The organism is Polaromonas sp. Polasp52, assembly GCF_059491565.1.
Window position 1 is genome coordinate 4,950,263 of the sequence record NZ_CP168513.1, and the last position, 19,584, is coordinate 4,969,846.

The window sequence follows — 19,584 nt, forward strand, 5'->3', positions numbered from 1 at the left end:
ACACAACGCGGCAACCAGCCGCTAATGCCTTTTATTAATTCCCAGTGTATGTGAGCCACACTACGAAGGGATTGGTGTCCAACACCCAACAGTCGCCAAAACTGTTTAACCAGTGCCGCGCCACCCGATGACCGGGCGGGCATTCAAAGCACACAGCAGTGGCCCCTCAGGGAACTCCAGCGTAATCGCCTTGGGTGGCGTGAGGTCCAGCGTGCTATCCCACATCCTGCATCGACCGTGCTTGATTTTGTGCCGGCAGTTCCGTTTGGCTGCTCAGAGCCTCGTCATCGCCACACCATGCGGGCGTGGTGTCGGCGTTCCTCTTGCACTGGAATTGCCAGCAAACGACGGGTTATGCGGACTTCGCGCTGATCGGAGGGGTTTTTTATGCCCGAGCGATTCATCCGATGAGTAAATCGGAGGAGGGCAGAGCAATCAGTTTAATCGGATAAACGTCGTCGGTCGCCGCGTTTATTTCTCCGTTTTAACAGCATCAAGTACGCCCACCCGAAGAGAGTTGTAGTGAAAAATGACACAGAGATTGCAGTCCATATCGACGAAATCCACCACTGACGAATCCGCTTATTTGGGTCATAGAAAGTTCGAGCTAAATCTTTCCCTGTGATTTCCACCACCACCTCACCGGTTCCAAAAAGGTGCCCGTACTCAGCCAACGCTACGGTGACCACCTGGCCGCGATATTGAGTTAAGCAGGACCCGCTCGGCCCAAGATAGCTAATTAAACAGAACACCTCATAACCATTAACGGTAGTCTTGGGTTGCATTACGGCCACTCTATCGCTGACCGAATATTCACCAGTTATCGTTCGTTTTATCGCGAGATCGGCGTTGCTTGGTTCAAAGCTATAGACCAACACGAACTGAATCACCAAACTTGCAACAGCAATCAAAACAAACGGGGCGCATCTTTTTATTGACATAGCGACTTCGTTGAGGGCGAAGAACAAGCCCACCGAGTTTAATAAGCGGGCAAACGCTCTATGCTCGGTTTTTTTTTACGAGCGTAGTAAGGTGCCTTGATGTTCGCAATAGGATTCGGTTTCATACTAATTGTGGGCTTGATTTCCTGTTCCGTGGCTGGGCTGTTTGCATTTGCTTTGGTTAAAGCAATGCAAACGACGACCGGAGGCGACAAGTCCGCGTCTATTTTTAAGCGCACCATGGCGTTGTTTGTGGCGATATCTGCAGCATGTGCCGTTAGTTATCCATTCCTTAGAAACGCTTACATAGACCATCTTTGCAGTGCTGAAAGCGGCGCTCACATATTTGTTCCCGCGGCCGAATGGAAACCACGTCCATCCAATCTAACCGTTACAGGTAGCGAGCGATCTGGGAATACCTGGAGATCAGTCCTAGCTCCCGAACTGGTCCAGCTAGTATCCGATGAGCACCGTGGGTGGGGCGTGAATGAAGAGCGCGTAGTTTTGGTGGAGGCGAGCTCGGGCCAAACCCTAATGTTCTTCAACGGTTTCAAGCCCAACCTATCTATCGGTCTGCTGTTTCTGATTTTTCCCGAGAGTAGGTGCTACGTGCCCTTCTCATACAAAATTCGGGAGGATTACAAAGCACGTACCCAAAAATAGGATGTTGGGAGGCCGCCAAGCCCAAGCGCAGCGACGAATGAGTTCTAACCATTCCATCGAGCGGAGCACCTAAAGTCAGCCGCTCATGTAAGACGGTTGGGTGACTGCTTTCCTAGAGGAGATGGATGACTGCTTTGGGCCCCAAAGCAGACATGATGAGGTATTCCACGATGTATATTCCGGGCTCGTTATGAAAACTCTGTCTCATAAAACCCGTTGATAAAACACCACGATCTTTGTGATGTTAAGCAAACCCTCCCCTAATCGGAGGGTTTTTTTATGCCCGAGCGATTAATCCGATGAGTAATTCGGAGGAGGGCAGAGAATCAAGTCTAATAGCCAACGGCCGCTTTCGGTCAAAAGCAGCCCACTCGCGCAATCTACTTGAAGCAGTCTCCGCTACAAGCCAACACGTTTTATATATGAAAGGGATCTGTAATGGATTGGGTGAAAGAAATCGCTATTGCCGTTCTCGTAAAGCGAAAAGTAGCCGACGCGGATGTCGAGCATGTATGGGATCACGCTTTCCCGGGCGTTGCAGCAACTGAGCAAGAAATTGGCGATATTGAGGCCCGCCTCGGATTCTCCCTCGATGCAGAGCATCGTGCATTTCTTTTACACGCAAATGGATGGGACTGGTTCTTTCAATCAGTCGATGTGTTTGGCACGTCAGACTTGTTGGGAGGACCTCGGTGTCAGCGAGCTGAGGAGCTATTGAAGAGCTTGGAGAGTTTGAGTGATCTTTGTGGATTCAGTAGGGATGAATTGCTTCCTATTGCAGTCTCTAGGTTCAATACAGATGTCTTCGCAATATCGACATCGCGATCTCAATCACCTGGCACAGTTCTTTGGTTTGCTGGGCAAGTGATCGACACGTTTCCGAACTTTAGCGAGTGGTTTCTCTCGTTGGTGGACTACAACCGGAGCGAGTATCAAGCTTTAATTGAGGGGAAATAGGCGCGAGAGTGTGTTTATCGTTTCAGGTGTCGTCACGGCTTCTGGTACAGGCTCTTCGAGATCACAAAGCTAAAACGAAATAGCCTCAGTGTTCCACGATATGTATTATGTTAAGTGTTATTCGCGCATCGCTTTGGGCCTCAAAGACGGCCGTGTCTTTTGACAGGACGGCTAGCCTGATCGCTGTCTGCACGGTGCTCCTTGCCGGTTGCGCCGCTGATCGCCCTGCGCCAGTCAACACGCGCTGCGGTGATCTTCAGCTAAGCCAGAACGACCGTCTCGTAGAGTCCAACGGAGCGTCGGTCACGATCCGCCGCATGCCCTTCGCTGTGAGCTATGCCGGAAAGGCACAGGGCGTGTTCAGGCTGCACGCGGCCTCGCCGAATTCCTTGACCAACGTCTTGCGCGATGCGCCCAAGGAGCTCTGGCTTGTGGATTCCAGAACGCTGGTGCGCGAGCCTGGCGATCTGCGCCTCGCCGGACATCTTCTGGAACACGGACGCTCGTCCAGCTACGATGCAGGCCCTGACATGAGCATGATTCGGCAACTCCGGCGTCCGGCAGGCTCGCCTTCGGACTCCCGCGCCGTTGGCCGCTTGGACTACAACGAAACGACGGCTGGCGACGACCCCGGCAAGCGGCTGATGCGGGTGACCAAGCTGCACGGGCAGGCACTTCCCGGCTCGAAGTGGCCTGTGTTGCATCTGACTTCGCTGGTCAGCACGCCGGCGCCGGCCTCCTCCGCCCCGGCCTCTGCCCCGGAAGTGGTGAGCTGGTCGGTCTGCACCGTGTTCTTCGAATAATTCACTCCTGCATGGCATTCCCGGGCTAAAGCAGACAAATTGGACATTTTTAATTAAAATGGACAATTCAACGTGGAGCCCCAGATGGAGCAATTCCCCTCAAGCATCGCCAAGCAGCAATTTGGGCAGCTCATCAAAGCCGCGGGAATTGCGCCCGTGGCCATTGAAAAACACGGCAAGGTTGTAGCCTATGTCGTCTCACCCGAGAGATTTAACCAGGCGCAGCCTGACGATCCACAGCGTTCGGCGCGCCAGCTTGCCCGAGCGAATCAGGCCATGGTTGAGAAAGACCGGCTGAACAGGCACCACAGAATTGCGCTGGATCTGGTCACGCTGCCTGCCTCCCAGCGTGACCAGCTCATTCAGAACGCTAGAGCCGTGGTGGATCGCTGGAAAAAAGAACGGCTCTGCAGCACGGACTACATCCGGAAATGGGAGCAGATCTTGAGTTTGGATCCAGTCGCCATGGCAAGCACCATGGTTTCCGACGCCGATGGATGGGGTCCTTCGCTGCGGCAAAACTCGCCGTGGGTGGGAGTGCACGCATGAACCTGGACGCCCTGTTCGCGATGTTCAAAGAGGCCCGGATCTTGTCCGGCCACACCGACTTCGTCGTGATTGGCAGCCTTTCCATCCTGGGTTTGGAACAGAGCTTCGAGATCCCCGAGGCCATGACCTTGTCCAACGACGTGGATTGCTTCACCCAGGCCGATCCCGGCCGCATCTTTGACATTGCGAAATCGTTGGGGGAAAACTCGGCCTATCACGAGAAGTCAGGCTATTTTCTCGACGCCGTCTCCCCTGATTTACCGGCATTGCCGGACGGCTGGCGTGACCGCCTCATCAAGGTTGAGCGCGACGGACTGAGGGCCTGGTTTCTGGATCCAAACGACGCCGCCCTTTCCAAATATGCCCGTGGTGAGCCCCGCGACCGTCGGTGGATTCAGGCGGGAATCCTTGCCGGAGTCGTGTCGATGCCGATTGTGAAGTCCCGGATCGGAAGTACAAGCTTTTTCGACACAGAGGAGGAGCAACGCGCTCGCGCGCTGGTTGAAGAGGATCGCGCCTGGTTCGAGTTCATCAAAGACGCCCGCTCGGAGGCGACGCGAGGGAATTTGAAGCCGCCGCAATAGTGCGCGAACGATCCATGTCGCTGCTCATCGCCGGCCGGCCTCCCCCGCGCTACAGCATCAGCTTGACGCCGAAAGCCGCCATCAGCGCAGCGCAAGCCCGGTCTATAGGCCGGCGCAGCGTCATATAGCCTTCGATCACGCGCGGCGTCGAGAACAGGCAGGCGGCCAGGCTGTACCAGAGCAGCGCGTCGAAAAGCACCAGCCCGACCGCAGCGGCGCGAAGCGGCCAGCCGGCGTCGGCCGGCACCAGCAGCACAAAGATGCTTCCGAAGTAAGCCAGCGACTTGGGGTTCAGCAGGCCTGTGGCCAGGCCGCGCAGCAGCGCCTGGCGCGCCGGCTGCGCCGCCCGTTCGGAGACGGCCACCGTGGGCTTGGGCCCCGCGTGCGAGCGCCACAGGCGCACGGCAATGTACAAAAGGTAGGCCGCGCCGGCGATACGGATCCCCGTCTGCAGCGAAGGCATGAGCTCAAAAACCGCCGTCAGGCCGGTGACCGCGATCAGCGCCCACATGGCGCCGGCGGCGGCCAGCCCCACGGCAATCAGCAAGGCACCGCGCCGGTCTCGCTCGGCGGCCGCATGCACGACCAGCAGGATGTTGGGGCCCGGGCTGACGATGGCCAGGCTGTCGATCAGGAACAGCGAGAGCAGGACGAGTGCGGTATCCATTTGGGCATCACCCTTTGTTTCAGGTTTTATTTCATGTTTCCGGGCCGCAGCATGGCATGCCATCTGGTACCTTTGAAGCTCCACAATTTGCTAATCCATAAGGGCCATAACAGGCATGGAATTTCATATCGACATGCCCGCGGCCGGCTCGCGGGAGCGCTTCGCCGCCCTGCACCGGCAGATCCGGGCGGCGATCATCGACGGGCGACTGGCCGCGGGCGTGCGGCTGCCGACCACGCGCGAACTCGCGGACCGGCTGGGCGTGTCGCGCAACACCGTGCTGGCCGCCTATGACCACCTGGCGGCCGAAGGTTATCTGCTGCCGCGCCAGCGCGCCGGCACTTTTGTCGCGGCGACCCTGCCGCCGCGCGGCCACGCGGCGCCGCCATCAAGCCCGGCCGGCCCGCCACGCGCCGACCTGCCCGACGCATGGCGGCACGTGGCACCGTGGTCCGCCGAAGCCATGCCGCCTGGGCCGCGTTTTGACTTCCGCGTGGGCCTGCCGGACCACACGCAGTTTCCCTGGGCCGGCTGGCGGCGCCTCTGCGCCCGCGCCCAGCACGACTTTGCGCGAGCGCCCAGGGCCTACACCGACCCCGCCGGCGACCTCCAGCTGCGCGAAGCGATTGCCGGCCATGTGTCCTTGTCGCGCGCGGTGGCCTGCAGCGCCGATGACGTGGTCATCACCTCGGGCGCGCAGCATGCCTTCGCCCTGCTGGCCGACCTGCTGGTTACGCCGCAGGCCACGGTGGTGGCCGTCGAGGACCCGGGTTATGCGCCCTTGCACGCGGCCATGGCCTTTCGCGGCGCCCAGCTGCAGCGCGTGCCGCTCGACAAGGAAGGCCTGCGCGTGGACCGCCTGCCGCCCGAGGCCCGGGTGATCTGCGTGACGCCCTCGCACCAGTTCCCGGTCGGCACCGCAATGTCCTTGAACCGCCGCTCGCAGCTGCTGGAATTCGCGCGGCAACACCAGGCCGTCGTGATCGAAGACGACTATGACGGCGAGTTCCGCTACGGCGGGGGACCGCTGGACGCGCTGCATTCGCTGGACGACAACGGCCTGGTGTTTTATGTCGGTACTTTTTCGAAGGTGATGTTCCCTGCCCTGCGCGCCGGCTTTGTGGTGGCGCCGGCCTGGGCGCGGGAGCGGCTCGCGGCGGCGCTGCATGCCACGCAGGGCGCGCCGCCCTTGCTGACGCAATTGGCGCTGGCCGCCTTTATCCGCGAAGGGCATCTCGCACGGCATGTGCGGCGCATGCGCCGCGTCTATGCGGCGCGGCGTGACGCCCTGCTGCAGGCGATGGAGCAGCATGCGGAAGGGCTGCTGATACCGCTGCCGTCGGCCGCCGGGCTGCATGTGAGCGCGATGCTGGCGCCGCAGTTCGAGGCGTACAAGGTGGCGCGCGCGGCCGCCGAGGCGGGCATCGCGGTGGAAGCGCTGGACAGGTCCGGGCTTCGGCGGCTGCGCTACAACGGCCTGACTTTTGGGCTGGGCCTGATCGGCGACGGCGAGGTGACCACCGGGTTGCGGGCCCTGGTCAAGCTATTGGGCTAAGCCCGCCCTGCCCTGCGGCATGTCCGGCATGACGCCCACATAACGCCCGCGCGGCCGGATCACCTGGGCAACACCCAGCTGCTCCAGGCTGTGCGCCAGCAGGCCCACGCTGCGCGCGGTCGCGAACAGCGCGAAGGCCGCATCGGCCGGCAGCTGGTGGTGGGCGACCAGCGCGGCCAGGGCCACGTCGATATTGGGCTGCAGGCCGGTCAGCTGCGTGGCCTGTTCGATAAAGCGCGTGATCATTTTTGAAGGCTCAAACAAGGCCAGCAGCGCGGCCGCGCGCGGGTCGCCGTCCGGGTAGATGTGGTGGCCGAACCCCGGCAAGGCCAGGCCGGTCGACAGGTAATGGTCTATGGCCCTGTCTTCGCCGAGCCGCTCCACCTCGCCGAACAGGGCGTGGACACGGCCGGAGGCATCGCCGTGCAGCGGGCCCGAGAGGGTGGTCAATCCCGCCAGCAGGCAGGCCGGCAATGAGGCGCCTGTCGAGGCCGCAATGCGCGCGGCGAAAGCCGAGCCGGTGAGTTCGTGGTCGGCCAGCAAGACCATGGCCGTGCGCAGCAGTTCGGCCACCTCGGACGGCTGTTTCCAGCCTTGCGCGAGGCGCACATGCAGCGGCTTGCTCCCTTGCCGGGCGCCGAAGGCGTTGGCCACCAGGCCCACCAGGCGCTGCCCCTCGCCGTGCAGCACCCGCGTCAGGCGCCCGCGCGTCGAATGCCCTTCGGCCGCCAGGCCGGCCAGGGCGGTGAAGGCCAGGGCCCTGCCCGGCTTGCCCGGCGCTGCTTCAGGCGACGAAAAATCGACCGCCTGTTCGGCATTCCACAAGAGCTGCGCCACCTCCTCCAGGGTGGCGGAGGCCGCCAGGCCGATCACGTCCCGGCCCCGGTAATACGGGCGCCCGCGGAAAAAGGCTGTCAGCGCCGTCGGGATGCTGGGTTCCGCGCCGAACAGCGTGTTGGCGGCCACGGTCTCGTGCTTGCGGCCGGCCTGTTTGCGTTTGGCCAGGGCCGCCACGTCTTCTGCGCGGTACAGGCTGCGCCGCGTGTCGGCCGGGTCGGGTGCGACCTCAAGCTTGCCGCGGCTGACATAGGCGTAAATCGTCTGCGGCCGCACACCGAGAAGCTCGCAAGCCTCGTTCATTGAAATCCAGGAAGCCATGGTGATGGGAAGAATGAATTTATATTGATTTTATACATCAATATTGACGATCACATCAATTCATTCATACCATGCGCTTCACCTCGCCCCATGAACTGAACCCTCTCCATGAAACCCCGGATCCTCCAACTCAACCCCATCCTGATCCCCGCCATCAACGACAAGCTGGCTTCCCTTTACACCGTGCACAAGCTGTTTGAGCTGGCCGACCCGCAAGCCTGGCTGCGGGAGCATGGCGCGTCCATGGACGCCGCCGTCACCGGCGGGCATACCGGCATTTCACGGGCCATGCTGGAGCAACTGCCCGGGCTCAAGGTGGTGGCCGTCAATGGCGTCGGCACCGACGCGGTCGATCTGGCCTACTGCCGGACCCGCGGCCTGCCCGTCACCGCGACCCTGGGCGCGCTGACCGAAGACGTTGCCGACCTGGCCATAGGCCTGCTGATCGCCACTTGCCGCAACCTGTGCGCGGGCGACCGCTTTGTGCGCGAAGGCCAATGGGAGCTGCGTCCCCAGCCCAGCGCCCTTCCGCTGGCCCGCCGCTTCAGCGGCATGCGCGTGGGCATTGTCGGCATGGGCCGGGTCGGGCGCGCCGTGGCGCAGCGGGCCGCGGCCTTTGCCTGCCCTGTCAGCTACACCGACCTGGCGCCCATCAACGGCGTTGCACATCCGTATGTGCCTGACCTGCTGGCGCTGGCGCGCGGCTCCGATGCGCTGGTGCTCTGCGCCGCGGCCGACAAGGCTGAAGGCATCATCAATGCCGCCGTGCTGGACGCGCTGGGCCCGCGCGGCTTCCTGGTCAATATCGCGCGCGGCCGGCTGGTCAACGAGGCCGACCTGACTGAGGCCCTGGTCGCCGGCCGCATTGCCGGCGCGGGCCTGGATGTTTTTGTCGACGAACCGCGCGTGCCCCTGGCGCTGCGCCAATCCGACGCCGTGACGCTACAGGCCCACCGCGCCAGCGCCACCTGGGAAACCCGGACCGCCATGGGCGAGATGGTGCTGGACAGCATTGCCCAGGCCCTGGCGGGGCAGCGGCCGGCCATGAGCCTGACGACCTAGGCCCGCATTCGCCTTTGCAGACCGAACCTAAAAACAAATGATGGAGACAAAAAATGATCAGCAGACCTCTTGCCCTTGCCATGGCTTTCGCCGTGGCCGCCCTCGCCTGCACCGGCACTGGTGCGCAGACCTTTCCCACCCGGCCGGTCACGCTGGTGGTGCCCTTCCCGCCCGGCGGCGGCAGCGACACGGGCGGCCGCATCATTGCCGAGCAGCTGACCAAACGCTGGGGCCAGCCCGTGATCGTCGACAACAAGGGCGGCGCGGCCGGGCAGATAGGCGCCGACTTCGTGGCCAAGGCGCCGCGTGACGGCTACACCTTGCTGCTGGGCAATATCGGTACCCAGGCCATCAACCCCTCGCTGTATCCCAGACTGCCCTATGACCCGGACAGCGCCTTTGCCCCGGTGTCGCTGGTGGCCGAACTGCCGCTGGCCATGATGGTCAACCCGGCGGTGCCCGCGAAGACCGCCGCCGAATTCATTGCGCAGGCCAAGTCCCGGCCCGGCCAGCTGACCTACAGCAGCTCAGGCGCCGGCGGCGCGCCCCACCTTGCCGCCGAGATGTTCAAGGACCAGACCGGCACCTTCATCCTGCATGTGCCCTACCGCGGCGGCGGGCCGGCCATCGCCGACCTCATCGCAGGCCATGTGCAGCTGTCTTTTATGACCGTGCTGGAGGCCTCGGGCCACATCAAGGCCGGCAAACTTCGCGCCCTGGCCGTGACCGGCGACAAGCGCGTCGCCGCCCTGCCCGATGTGCCCACCCTCTCGGAAAGCGCGCTCCCGGGCTTTAACGCGATTTCATGGATAGGCCTGCTGGCGCCCGCGGGCACGCCGCCCGATCTGGTGGAGAAGATCGCCGCCGATGTGCGCGCCGTCATGGCCGATGAAGCGGTCAAGGCGCGTTTCGCCTCGCTGGGCGCCGTGCCGCGCACCACCTCGCCGCAGGAATTCTCCAAACTGATTGCAGCGGACAAAACCCGTTACGCCCAGATCATCCGCAGCCGCAAGATCACCACGCAATAAGGTGAGCGGGCCCGAACCACAAACAAGGAGACAAATAAACATGCAACGCACAACCCTCATCAGGGCCCTTGCCGTTTCGGCCTCGCTGGCTCTGGTCCCGGCCCTGGCCCTCGCCCAGGCCTACCCCACGCGCGCCATCAAGATCATCGTGCCCGCGCCGCCCGGCGGCGCCATAGACACCATTGCCCGGGTCGTCGGCGACAAGCTGGCAATCTCCATGGGCCAGCCGGTGATCGTCGACAACCGGCCCGGCGCCTCCAACAACCTGGGCACCGAAGTCCTCGCCAAGTCCGCGCCCGACGGCTACACCATAGGCATCGTGGGCGGCAGCCACAACACCAACAAATTCCTGTTCAAAAACCTAGGCTGGGACCCCGAAAAAAGCTTTGAGCCCATTGTCTACACCCACGAGGTCCCGCTGGTGTTTGCCATGTACCCGCAGATTCCGGCCAGGACCCTGCCCGAGTTCGTGGCCTGGATGAAAGCCAACCCGGACCAGGCCAAGGTCGCCACCTCGGGCCGCGGCAGCGCCCAGGAAATGGCGGCCGAGATGTTCCGCATGGCCAGCGGCGCGCAGATGCTGCTGGTGCCCTACAAAGGCTCTTCGGCGGCCCACCCGGATTTGCTGGCGGGGCGCACCGCGCTGTACATAGACACCATCAGCGCCATCCAGTCGCAGGCCAAGGCCGGCAACGTCAGGGCGCTTGCCGTGTCGACACGCAAGCGTGCCATGTCGCTGCCGGACGTCCCGACGGCCGACGAACAGGGACTCAAGGGTTATGACGCCAACACCAACGGCGGTTTTCTCGCGCCGGCCGGCACGCCGCCGGCCGTCATCACCCGGCTCAACACTGAAATCAACGCGGCGCTCAAACTGCCTGACGTGAAAGCCAAGCTCGAGGCCGCCGGCATAGAGATACAGGGCGGCACACCCCAGGAATACGCCGCATTGATCAAGTCCGACCTCGCCAAATGGGCCAAGGTCGTCAAGGCCGCGAACATCCAGGCGGAGTGACCCCGGCCCGCTGAATCTCTCCCTGTTGTCTCTCCTGTCACTTTGGTGGTGACAACTTCATCCCGCATGAGAACTGCGGGATTTTTTTGCCTGCTCGTCAAAGCGCAAGCCCGGCCGTGTTTCGGGCGGGCGAGTTGGACAGAGGATCGGTGATTGGCCGCCTCCTCGGGTTGAACTGAGCTTCTCCGGACGAACTCGCTCGGGGTCAAGTGGCCGAGCGAGCCGTAAGGACGAGGATGGTTGTAATTGTCCAAGGCTTGTCGGCGCGGAGCCCGCGCCGACAAGCGGAAAATGCCGCTCTCTATAACTTGACCTTGTTGCCCTTGGCCGCGCGCTCGATCTCTTCTTGATGTGCTTTGACCGCGGCGACCAGCAATGCGCGCTCGTCAACCAGGCGCTGGCCTTCATAGGTTGCCACATGGATTTCCGAGGCAAGCGCGCCTGGGCCAGCCAGGATGTTTGCAGAGGTGGCCGTACCGCATTGTGGTTTCGGCGTGACACTCTCGATCGGAGACTGGGCACTAACGGCGCATTCCGTATTACCAACCGGCGCACCAGCTGCCGTATAGGTCCAGAGTAAGCTGTTCGGGCTGCCGCGGAAAGTCGGTTGGCCGTATTTTTGGATCAGGCTGTCGACAGCGGCCTGATGCAGCACGCCGTTGCCGACCTTCAGCACACGCGTGACAAACAATGCCTTTTTAGAGAGATGACCAAAGGTAACGACGATTTCGTCTTTGCATGGCCCATCAGGCACCGCTGAGCTGCAACCACGGATCTTGGCTATCGAGGCTGGGACGCCAGGCTGGGCCCTCCAGCTCGCCAGGTCGGCGATCTTCATCGTAGCGTCATGTGCCTTAAGCGCCGCGCGCGCCTCATCAGGTGACATGCCCAACTTGAGGCCGACGATGTCGGTGGCCTTGGCTTGGCCGAAAGACTGACCCGAGAGGCCCAATGTGGTGACTGCTACCACTATGGCGAGTAAAAACTTCTTGTTTTTCAAACTTGTAATCATGCTTCTCCCTTAGGTTCTCGATAAAAAAAACAGGCCTTGGGCAAACATTCCCTTTGGCCTGCGTTGCGACGGCGCGTCCCTGCCGCGCCGCGGGCCATCTTAGCGAGCGCCCCACAGCGGCCTGGAGAGGCACGCACATGAATTGCAACGAAGCGTTTCCGGGGCGGGATTTATTCCTGGAGAACGTGAAATAGTTGGCAGGGCCACGCGCGCTCGCAGGCGAGCTGCGTGATCGCTGTGGTGTGTTGATGAAGCCCGAGCGGGCTTTGCCTGCGGATGCAGGCCCGCCTTCACGGCGGCGCCGTAAAAATTTTTCACCCTCACCTCACGAAGTTAATCCGGCGGTGCCCGCATGGGGCTGCTCAGGGGGTTGGGGCGGCGGTGCCTGGGTCTGCGGGAATCTGCAGAATACGCTGGATGGTGCTTAACAGCTCCATGCTGGAGGTACGAGCCTTGAGCAGGACTGCCTCGGCCCGCTTATCTTCCGCCAGGTCCGTGTCGCTGGGCGAAAACACGATCACCGGCGGCCGCGGATCGAGCGCGTCAATGTCCTCGACCAGGTCCCAGCTTGACTCCTTGCCCGGCCCCAGGTCCAGCAGCACCAGGTCAAAGGGCTGCTCCCGCAGCAGGGCACGGGCTTCGTCCAGGGTGGCGGCAGATGTGAAGCTGGCGACATCCTGGGCCACCGCGGCAACGATGCGCTGGATATCGAGATCGGCTTGCACATGCAGTATGCGCGGCTTGCCGGCCTGCATGCCGGCGACGGCCCGGCGTACGCTGAGGACCAGCAGATCTTCATCAATCGGCTTTTGCAGCCAGTCCGAGACAGTGAGCGGTTTGTGGTTGAACTCCAGCCGCCCTTCCTCGGCCAGGGCCGAGACCACCACGACCGGCAGCTTGCGTGTGCTTTCGTTGTCGCGCAGCGCACTGATGAAGGCGATACCGTTCTGGCCGGGCAGCTTCAGGTCCACGGTCACGGCATCGTAGTTGTTCTGCGCAAGGCAGGCCAGAGCCTGTTCAGCGCTGTAGGCCATCTCGGCCTCAAATCCCGCCTTGGCCAGCATCATGCTGATGAGCCTGGCCACGTCGGGGTCGTCCTCGCAAATCAGGATGCGCGGCTGGAAGGCGTCAGCCTTGGCCCGGAACGGCTGCAGCAGCGGCACCTGGCTCTGCCATTCGGGCAGCTCGAAGAAAAAGGTGGTGCCCGTGCCCAGCGTGCTGCTAAAGCCTATGCGGCCGCCCATTTTCTCGATGAGCGCCTTGGAGATGTTGAGCCCGAGACCGGTCCCGCCTTTTTGCCGGGTGTCGGAAGAGTCCGCTTGCGAAAATTTCTGGAAGATGCGGCCGCGAAACTCCTCCGGAATACCGGGTCCGCTGTCCACCACTTCGACCCGTACACCCTGGGCCTCGCGCGACACCCGCACCTCCACGACCCCGCCCTGCGGCGTAAATTTCACGGCATTGGACAGCAGGTTGGTCAGCACCTGGATCATGCGGTCCCCGTCAATGCGCACCTGCAGCGGCGCATCGGGCGCCTGCAGCCGCAAGGTCGCGCCGTACTGGCCCGCGAATCCCTCGTTGGCGGCCAGCACCTGCTGGATCAGCGGCCTGAGGTCGATGACCTGCAGGTCCAGGCGCATCTTGCCGGATTCGATTTTCTCGCTGTCCAGCATGTCGTTGATCAGCCGGATCAGGCGCTCACAGTTGCTCTTGGCGATGCCCACCAGGTTCTTCACGGCCTCGGGCAACTCGCCGCCCACGCCGCCGAAGATCAACCCGAGCGAGCCGCGAATGGAGGTGAGCGGGGTTCTCAATTCGTGCGAGACCGTCGAAATGAATTCATTTTTCATGTTTTCGACCCTCTTGCGCTCTATCAGGTCGTAGGCAACGCAAAGAAAACCCGTCAGCGCAAGCTGCTCATCCCTCAGCGCTGTGACCGATACCATGACAGGCAAACGGCTGCCGTCCTTGCGGATATAAGTCCATTCCCGTTCGTCCGCCAAGCCGCCGCGCGCCCTGGCAACGAGCGCTTCAAAACCGGCTTTGACCGGTTGTCCGAGTTCAAGGCTCAGCTGCTGCGCGCGCTCCGCCATTTCGGTTTCGTCGTGCAGCAAGTCGGGTGTTTGCCGGGCGAAGAGCTCGCTGGCTGAATAACCCAGCATGCGATGCGCCCCATTGTTGAACAGGCGGATCACTCCGTTGATATCCGTCGAGATGATGGAGAAATTGGCGCTGTCCAGGATTGCCTGCTGCAGTTCCGTGCTTTCCGACAGCTGGTGGTTCAGCGAGCGCTCGACCTCCCTGGAGCGTTTGTGCGCCACCAGCCAGAACAGCAGCGCCAGGACGAACGCGATGGACGTGGAGACTGCAACGATGAATCGCGCCTGTTCCGACTGCGCATTGTTGCTCGCGACCAGTTCCTGCATATGCGCGACCTGCTCGTCGGACAGCTGTTGTACCGCGGCCTGAAAGCTGTTCTGCGCATACATCAGTTCCTGCTCGATGATGCGGCTGACTTCGCGCTCGTCGCCGGCCTTTTTGGCCTGGAATGCGTCGGCGCGGATCTTCTGGTATTGCAGGCGCCGCTCGGTTGCCGCGGAAAAGGTTTCCACAATCGGGTCATCGTGCAGGGCCGTGTCCAGTTTGCGCAGGATGCCGTTGACTTTTTTGACCGTTTCGTCGATCTCGGCGCGAACTTCCTTTTCCAGTACCGGGTCATTGGTTTTGAGCAAAAGCAGCGTCCGCAAGGTATTGGCCCGCGTCAGGCGGTGCCATTCCTTGATCTGCCGCTCCACCGTCAGTCCCGCGTCGACCGCCTCGTCGTTGACGCGCTCCAGCTTCATGATCCACCACACGCCCGTGATGGCGATCAACGCGGTGAATCCCAGCATGGAACCCAGGCCAACGAGGAGTTTTCCTTTGATGCCGCCGAATTGCCAATGTTTCATCGCAGTCTTTTCGTTCCGCATGCAATTTCGCCGCGTTCGTTATTGAAGAATTTCACGCCATGCGAGCCGCATCGCCCGCGTTGCCCGCAACGGCCATCGGCAAATGGTCCAGGCGATTGTGTACCTGCTGCAGGTAGTCCGACCGGAAACGGCGCAAGATGAAATCCCGGTAATCGCCCTGCTCCAGATCGTGCCAGGCGCGCCGCTTCGCTAACTCGGAACCTTCGCGGGAGCGCGCCATCATGCTGTCGCTGATCTCTGCCTGCGCATCCGTCATCAGTTCATAGCCATAAAGCGCCATGTAGTCGCGCGCCAAGGTCTCGATCACTTCGATTTCCTTCATCGAAAGCTGCGTTTTGAACTTGTCCGCGTTGGCGGCGATCGGCGCGAAACAATTCGAAGCCCAGAGCGCCGACATATGGGAGAGCTGCTGTGCCTCGTGCGAACGCGTGACATCCAGCATTTGCGGCAGGTACTCGATGCCGAAGAAGCGGCAGATCTTGCGCAGCGTGCTCTCCTGATCGGCAAGAAAGTCCTCATAGCGCACGGTAAGCACCCGTTCCGGATAACGCTCCGCCAGCGACAGCGCCACGCGATACGCATCAACCCATGCCATCGCGTTCAGGGTGGCATCGAAGTCGTGGATGATGGCGCGGGTCATGGATGCCACCTGCGCGCGCGGATCCCGCACGACATTCAGGAACAGCAGTTGCGGAAACAGGCTCATCAACTCATCCGCGTAGTGCACGCTGTCCAGCGATTTATCCATGACAATCCTCGCACCATGCAGCTCCCCGGCGCGTAGCAGCAACTCCCAGACGACGCGATGCACGCTGCGCCTCTCGAGGCGTATCGCCTCGAATATCTGCCTCGGATCAAATACCACGTTGGGCCACTTGACCGGGCTTGCCGCCTGCAAACCCACCACGTCCACCACCATGCGGAAATACGCCCGGTCATCGGAAAGATCGCCATAGCGCGGCACCAGCGGCATGAAATCCACGATATGCAAGGGATAGGGCGAGTAAAAGTGCGGATTGAAGCTCAGGCGCAAGCGCAAGGCATGGCTGCCGCAGCGCCGCAGCGGGATCATCAGCACGGGCCGTGGGCGAGAGTGCGCAAGGGCGCCGGCATCCTTTGCTTCTGCTACCTCCATACGCCTGCTCCTGTTATTGCTTACCTTGAGTAAGCTGAAATATTCAGCGAAAAATGGCCAGAGAAACTTTCGACCCGTCGATCATGGGCCCGCTTTGTGCTGCGGCTCATTTAAAGCAGCGCTGCGCAACAAGGTCGAGCAAGGTCTGGGTCGAATCTTTCAAAGGCAATGCGTCGGTGTCGAGCACCAAATCAGGTATGAGCGGCGTTTCGTAGGGAGACGAGATTCCGGTAAATTCCGCAAGCTGTCCGGCGCGCGCCCGCACATACAGACCTTTCGGGTCGCGCTGTTCACAGACGGTTGCCAGCGTACTGACATGGACTTCAACAAATCGCGCATCGCCGATGATGGCTCGCGCCATTTTCCGGTCGTCCCGGAATGGCGAAATCAAGGCTGTGATCACGATCAATCCGGCTTCATTCATCATGTGCGCGACTTCGGCCGTGCGCCGAATATTTTCACGCCGGTCTGGTGCAGAGAATCCCAGGTCTTTGCTCAGCCCATGGCGGAGGTTGTCCCCGTCCAGAACGAAGCAAGGGTGGGCGAGATCCAGCAGCATGGCTTCCAATGCGTACGCGAGTGTGGACTTTCCTGCACCGCTCAATCCGGTCAACCAGACTGTGGCCGGGGCGTGCCCGAGCAAGGCTTGCCTGCATTGCTCGGTGACCGTGCCGGCATGGTAGAAAACATCTGTGCCAGGCACGCTGCGGCCCTGTTCTGAAGGCTTTACGGCCGCTGCGGCAATGTCAGTCGCGGAGTCCTTCGCCACATCGAACATACGCATAGACGTTCTCATGCTGAGAGTTCCTCGCTTGAATACGTTCATCCGCCAATCTGGATATTGCGCGAGCGCAATATCGGCGGGTCAATATCAGACAGAAGCGCGCAAAGGTCACCAAAGGCAAAGCACAAGATACTCTGCGGGGACGATTAGTCAATACTACCTTCGTCTATATGGGCGTTATGGGAAATATTACCTTCGTGCTGAAGGCCAAGTTCCGATTCACGCGCCCATGTTCATTGCGAGCCTGGAGGCTGCGCCGCCGCGGCGTCACCCGCATAAAACATCCCGCCCGACCTGACAAAATTACCGCCGCCCAGGTGGTGGATGGTCTGCAGCTCGCGGTTGTCATCGCCAAAACGCCAGTGCCCCTGCTGGAACACACGCTCATCGGCGGCCGCGGCGACCACCTCCGCGAAACAGGTGTCATACGCGTCTTCGGTGTGCGGCTCGGGGATCAGCCGGCATTCCAGCCAGGCCGCGCAGCCCTCTTCCAGCAAGGGAACGCCCAGGACAGGGCCGCTGCGGGCTTTCAGGCCGTAGTGGGCGAATTTGTCGATATCGCGGCCCGATTCGCTGCCCACCGCATGCGTCAAGGCGGCCAGGGTGCTGCCCGGAATGCAGATGCCGAAACCGCCGCTGGCCATGATGAGTTCACGCGTATAGGTCTTCTTGTCGATCACCACGGAAATACGCGGCGGCACGAATTCCACCGGCATGGACCAGGCGGCCGCCATCACATTGCGCGCCTTGCCGTGCGCGCTGGTCACCAGCACCGTGGGGCCGTGGTTGATCAGCCGGCTCGCGTGCTGGAGCGCGACCTCCCTGAAATGGCTCATGTCACTTGGCAAACAGGTTGTCCAGGCTGGCAAAGGCCTTGAACTCGATGGCGTTGCCGGACGGGTCCAGGAAAAACATGGTGGCCTGCTCGCCCGGTTCGCCCTTGAAACGCACATAGGGCTCGATCACAAACTTGGTGCCGGCCGCCTTCAGGCGCGCCGCCAGCGCATCCCACTCGGGCAGGGACAAAATCGCGCCGAAATGGCGGACCGGAACGTTGTGGCCGTCCACCGCGCTGGTCTGGCGATGGCCGCATTCTTCGGGCGCCAGATGGGCCACGATCTGGTGGCCGTAGAAATTGAAGTCCACCCATTCATTGGAGCTGCGGCCTTCGGAGCAGCCCAGCAGCTCACCATAAAACTGGCGCGCCACGGCCAGGTCATGGACGGGGAATGCCAGGTGGAAGGGAGGCAGGACTTTGGCGGGTGCTGTGGTGTTGTGTGCGGTCATCGGGAGCCTTGTGGAATCGTGGAGGCTCTACTTTAGGGTGATTCATGGAGTTTGAAAAACGATATATATTCAAACTGAGAATCAATAATTTCGATGAATTAAGGCCCTCCCCGATGATCACCGAGCTGAAAACCCTGATCGCGGTCGTGCGTTACGGCGGCTTTTCCGCGGCCGGCGAGCAGATCGGCCTGACCCAGTCCGCCGTGAGCAGCCAGATCCAGCGGCTCGAAGAATCGCTGGGCTTCGCGCTTTTTGACCGCACGCGGCGTTCCGCCGTGCTCAACGAAGCCGGCGCCAGGGTGCTCGCGCGCGCCGAAGACATCGTGGCGCTGTACGCCAGATTAGGCGATGCGGGCGGCGACGAGGAACTCGCCGCCACCTTGCGCATAGGCGCCATTGCCTCGGTGCAGTCCTCGGTGTTGCCGCGCGCGCTGGCGGCGCTGCGCAAAGACCATCCCAGGCTGCTCGTCAACATCATCCCGGGTGTTTCGATGAAGCTGATGGACCAGCTCGACAGCGCCGAGATCGACGCGGCCGTCATGATCCGGCCGCCCTTCGGCATCCTGCCCGAGATGAGCTGGCAGCCCTTGATGCGCGAGCCCTTCAAGCTGCTGGCCCCCAAAGACAGCAAAGGCCGGGACTGGCGCATGCTGCTTGAAACCCAGCCCTTTTTGCGCTATGAGCGCACCTCTTTCGGCGGGCGCCTGGTGACACGCTTCCTGCGCGACAACAAGCTCAGCGTGCAGGACGCCATCGAACTCGACGAGATCGCGGGCCTCATGAAGCTGGTCGCCGAAGGCCTGGGGGTCGCGCTGGTGCCCATGGTTGACGCCTACCTGCCCTTGCCGCCGGGCGTGCGCGCGATTGACCTGGGCGACAAGACTTTTTACCGCGAGATCGGCATCCTGCGCAAAGGACTGGGTTCGCGGCAGCCGGTGGTCATGTCCCTGGAAAAACACCTGAGAGAGGCCATTCCGGCAGCCGGCGCCGGTTGATCCCATGCGCAATGGCGGATTGCCCGGGCCCCGCGGGAACCAGGTCACTTTTCAAATCGCCGCATCCGCATCGTCGATGCGTCCAGGCTGGCCATGAATCTGGCCGCGGCCGGTGCTTTCTCAAAGCTGGCCATGGAGGCGTTCGCGTCTGCGGCGGAACGCCAGTGCACGATCACCAGCCATTCACCGTCTTCACCCGCTGCGCTCTCGCGCGAGACAAAGCCGGGCTGTTTTGACACATGCTGCGCCTCGACCTCCTGGTCGACAAGCCTGAACTGCGCCGCCGTGACACCGGGCTTGAGTTTGAAGGTCACGACTTCGATGACCTTGGCCGCGGGTGCAGCAGCGCCGGCAGCACCGGCCTGCATCGCGAACGTGCAGGCCATGATGCCGCCATAAAGCCACTTCGAGATGTCCATT

General features: G+C 61.8%; 19 protein-coding genes. 9 read left to right on the top strand and 10 right to left on the bottom strand.

Annotation, left to right across the window (positions count from 1 at the left end):
* Positions 1–440 precede the first annotated feature (440 nt).
* Entirely contained in the window at positions 441–968 is a 528-nt protein-coding gene (locus ACEN9P_RS23170) for a hypothetical protein (protein ID WP_495620589.1), read from the bottom strand.
* A 1,074-nt stretch (positions 969–2,042) separates the two neighbouring features.
* Here ACEN9P_RS23170 and ACEN9P_RS23175 point away from each other — a divergent pair.
* From ACEN9P_RS23175 to ACEN9P_RS23190, 4 genes are all read left to right on the top strand, one after another.
* Positions 2,043–2,561 (top strand): SMI1/KNR4 family protein, encoded by a 519-nt coding sequence (locus tag ACEN9P_RS23175; protein ID WP_495620590.1) that lies wholly within the window; start codon positions 2,043–2,045, stop codon positions 2,559–2,561.
* 317 nt (positions 2,562–2,878) lie between these two features.
* On the top strand, positions 2,879–3,364 hold the full coding sequence (locus tag ACEN9P_RS23180) for a hypothetical protein (protein ID WP_495620591.1): 486 nt from the start codon (positions 2,879–2,881) through the stop codon (positions 3,362–3,364).
* A gap of 84 nt (positions 3,365–3,448) precedes the next feature.
* Positions 3,449–3,913, top strand: a complete 465-nt coding sequence (locus tag ACEN9P_RS23185) for a type II toxin-antitoxin system Phd/YefM family antitoxin (protein ID WP_477663147.1) — start codon at positions 3,449–3,451, stop codon at positions 3,911–3,913.
* Positions 3,910–4,497: a DUF6036 family nucleotidyltransferase gene (locus tag ACEN9P_RS23190; RefSeq protein WP_495620592.1), complete on the top strand. Its 588-nt coding sequence runs from the start codon at positions 3,910–3,912 to the stop codon at positions 4,495–4,497. The genes ACEN9P_RS23185 and ACEN9P_RS23190 overlap by 4 nt, the downstream gene beginning before the upstream one ends.
* 49 nt (positions 4,498–4,546) lie before the next feature.
* Here the strand turns inward: ACEN9P_RS23190 and ACEN9P_RS23195 are convergent, their stop codons facing one another.
* The gene (locus ACEN9P_RS23195) at positions 4,547–5,164 is read right to left on the bottom strand and encodes a LysE family transporter (protein ID WP_477663149.1); all 618 of its coding nucleotides are present in this window, start codon (positions 5,162–5,164) and stop codon (positions 4,547–4,549) included.
* A 115-nt stretch (positions 5,165–5,279) separates the two neighbouring features.
* On the opposite strand from ACEN9P_RS23195, the gene pdxR reads away from it, so the two are divergent.
* On the top strand, positions 5,280–6,719 hold the full coding sequence (gene pdxR, locus ACEN9P_RS23200; protein WP_495620593.1) for a MocR-like pyridoxine biosynthesis transcription factor PdxR: 1,440 nt from the start codon (positions 5,280–5,282) through the stop codon (positions 6,717–6,719).
* On the opposite strand, the gene ACEN9P_RS23205 is transcribed toward pdxR, so the two are convergent.
* Positions 6,708–7,877 (bottom strand): citrate/2-methylcitrate synthase, encoded by a 1,170-nt coding sequence (locus tag ACEN9P_RS23205; protein ID WP_477663151.1) that lies wholly within the window; start codon positions 7,875–7,877, stop codon positions 6,708–6,710. The two genes, pdxR and ACEN9P_RS23205, sit on opposite strands and share 12 nt — an antisense overlap.
* 108 nt (positions 7,878–7,985) lie before the next feature.
* On the opposite strand from ACEN9P_RS23205, the gene ACEN9P_RS23210 reads away from it, so the two are divergent.
* From ACEN9P_RS23210 to ACEN9P_RS23220, 3 genes are read left to right on the top strand one after another with little or no spacing between them, the layout of a single operon-like run.
* Positions 7,986–8,939 carry a 2-hydroxyacid dehydrogenase gene (locus ACEN9P_RS23210; RefSeq protein ID WP_495620594.1) on the top strand — a complete coding sequence of 318 codons (954 nt, stop codon included), beginning with the start codon at positions 7,986–7,988 and terminating at the stop codon, positions 8,937–8,939.
* A 53-nt stretch (positions 8,940–8,992) separates the two neighbouring features.
* Positions 8,993–9,967 (top strand): Bug family tripartite tricarboxylate transporter substrate binding protein, encoded by a 975-nt coding sequence (locus ACEN9P_RS23215; protein ID WP_477663153.1) that lies wholly within the window; start codon positions 8,993–8,995, stop codon positions 9,965–9,967.
* 40 nt (positions 9,968–10,007) lie between these two features.
* Entirely contained in the window at positions 10,008–10,982 is a 975-nt protein-coding gene (locus ACEN9P_RS23220; RefSeq protein ID WP_495620595.1) for a Bug family tripartite tricarboxylate transporter substrate binding protein, read from the top strand.
* 301 nt (positions 10,983–11,283) lie between these two features.
* Here ACEN9P_RS23220 and ACEN9P_RS23225 read toward each other — a convergent pair whose 3' ends face one another.
* From ACEN9P_RS23225 to ACEN9P_RS23250, 6 genes are all read right to left on the bottom strand, one after another.
* Complete coding sequence (locus ACEN9P_RS23225; protein ID WP_477663155.1) at positions 11,284–11,994, bottom strand: hypothetical protein; 711 nt, start codon at positions 11,992–11,994, stop codon at positions 11,284–11,286.
* Positions 11,995–12,356: 362 nt separating this feature from the next.
* On the bottom strand, positions 12,357–14,942 hold the full coding sequence (locus ACEN9P_RS23230; protein ID WP_495620596.1) for an ATP-binding protein: 2,586 nt from the start codon (positions 14,940–14,942) through the stop codon (positions 12,357–12,359).
* Between the two features lie 52 nt (positions 14,943–14,994).
* Positions 14,995–16,098 carry a sulfotransferase family protein gene (locus ACEN9P_RS23235; protein WP_495620597.1) on the bottom strand — a complete coding sequence of 368 codons (1,104 nt, stop codon included), beginning with the start codon at positions 16,096–16,098 and terminating at the stop codon, positions 14,995–14,997.
* A gap of 106 nt (positions 16,099–16,204) precedes the next feature.
* The gene (cysC, locus tag ACEN9P_RS23240) at positions 16,205–16,882 is read right to left on the bottom strand and encodes an adenylyl-sulfate kinase (protein WP_477664569.1); all 678 of its coding nucleotides are present in this window, start codon (positions 16,880–16,882) and stop codon (positions 16,205–16,207) included.
* A 233-nt stretch (positions 16,883–17,115) separates the two neighbouring features.
* A complete protein-coding gene (locus tag ACEN9P_RS23245) occupies positions 17,116–17,718 on the bottom strand; it encodes a flavin reductase family protein (protein WP_495620598.1) in 603 nt (200 codons plus the stop codon).
* Position 17,719: 1 nt separating this feature from the next.
* Positions 17,720–18,169, bottom strand: a complete 450-nt coding sequence (locus ACEN9P_RS23250) for a VOC family protein (protein ID WP_477664571.1) — start codon at positions 18,167–18,169, stop codon at positions 17,720–17,722.
* A 113-nt stretch (positions 18,170–18,282) separates the two neighbouring features.
* Here ACEN9P_RS23250 and ACEN9P_RS23255 point away from each other — a divergent pair, with 113 nt between their 5' ends.
* Entirely contained in the window at positions 18,283–19,164 is an 882-nt protein-coding gene (locus tag ACEN9P_RS23255; RefSeq protein WP_495620599.1) for a LysR family transcriptional regulator, read from the top strand.
* Between the two features lie 44 nt (positions 19,165–19,208).
* Here the strand turns inward: ACEN9P_RS23255 and ACEN9P_RS23260 are convergent, their stop codons facing one another.
* Positions 19,209–19,583, bottom strand: a complete 375-nt coding sequence (locus tag ACEN9P_RS23260) for an antibiotic biosynthesis monooxygenase family protein (protein WP_495620600.1) — start codon at positions 19,581–19,583, stop codon at positions 19,209–19,211.
* Between the last annotated feature and the right edge of the window lies 1 nt (position 19,584).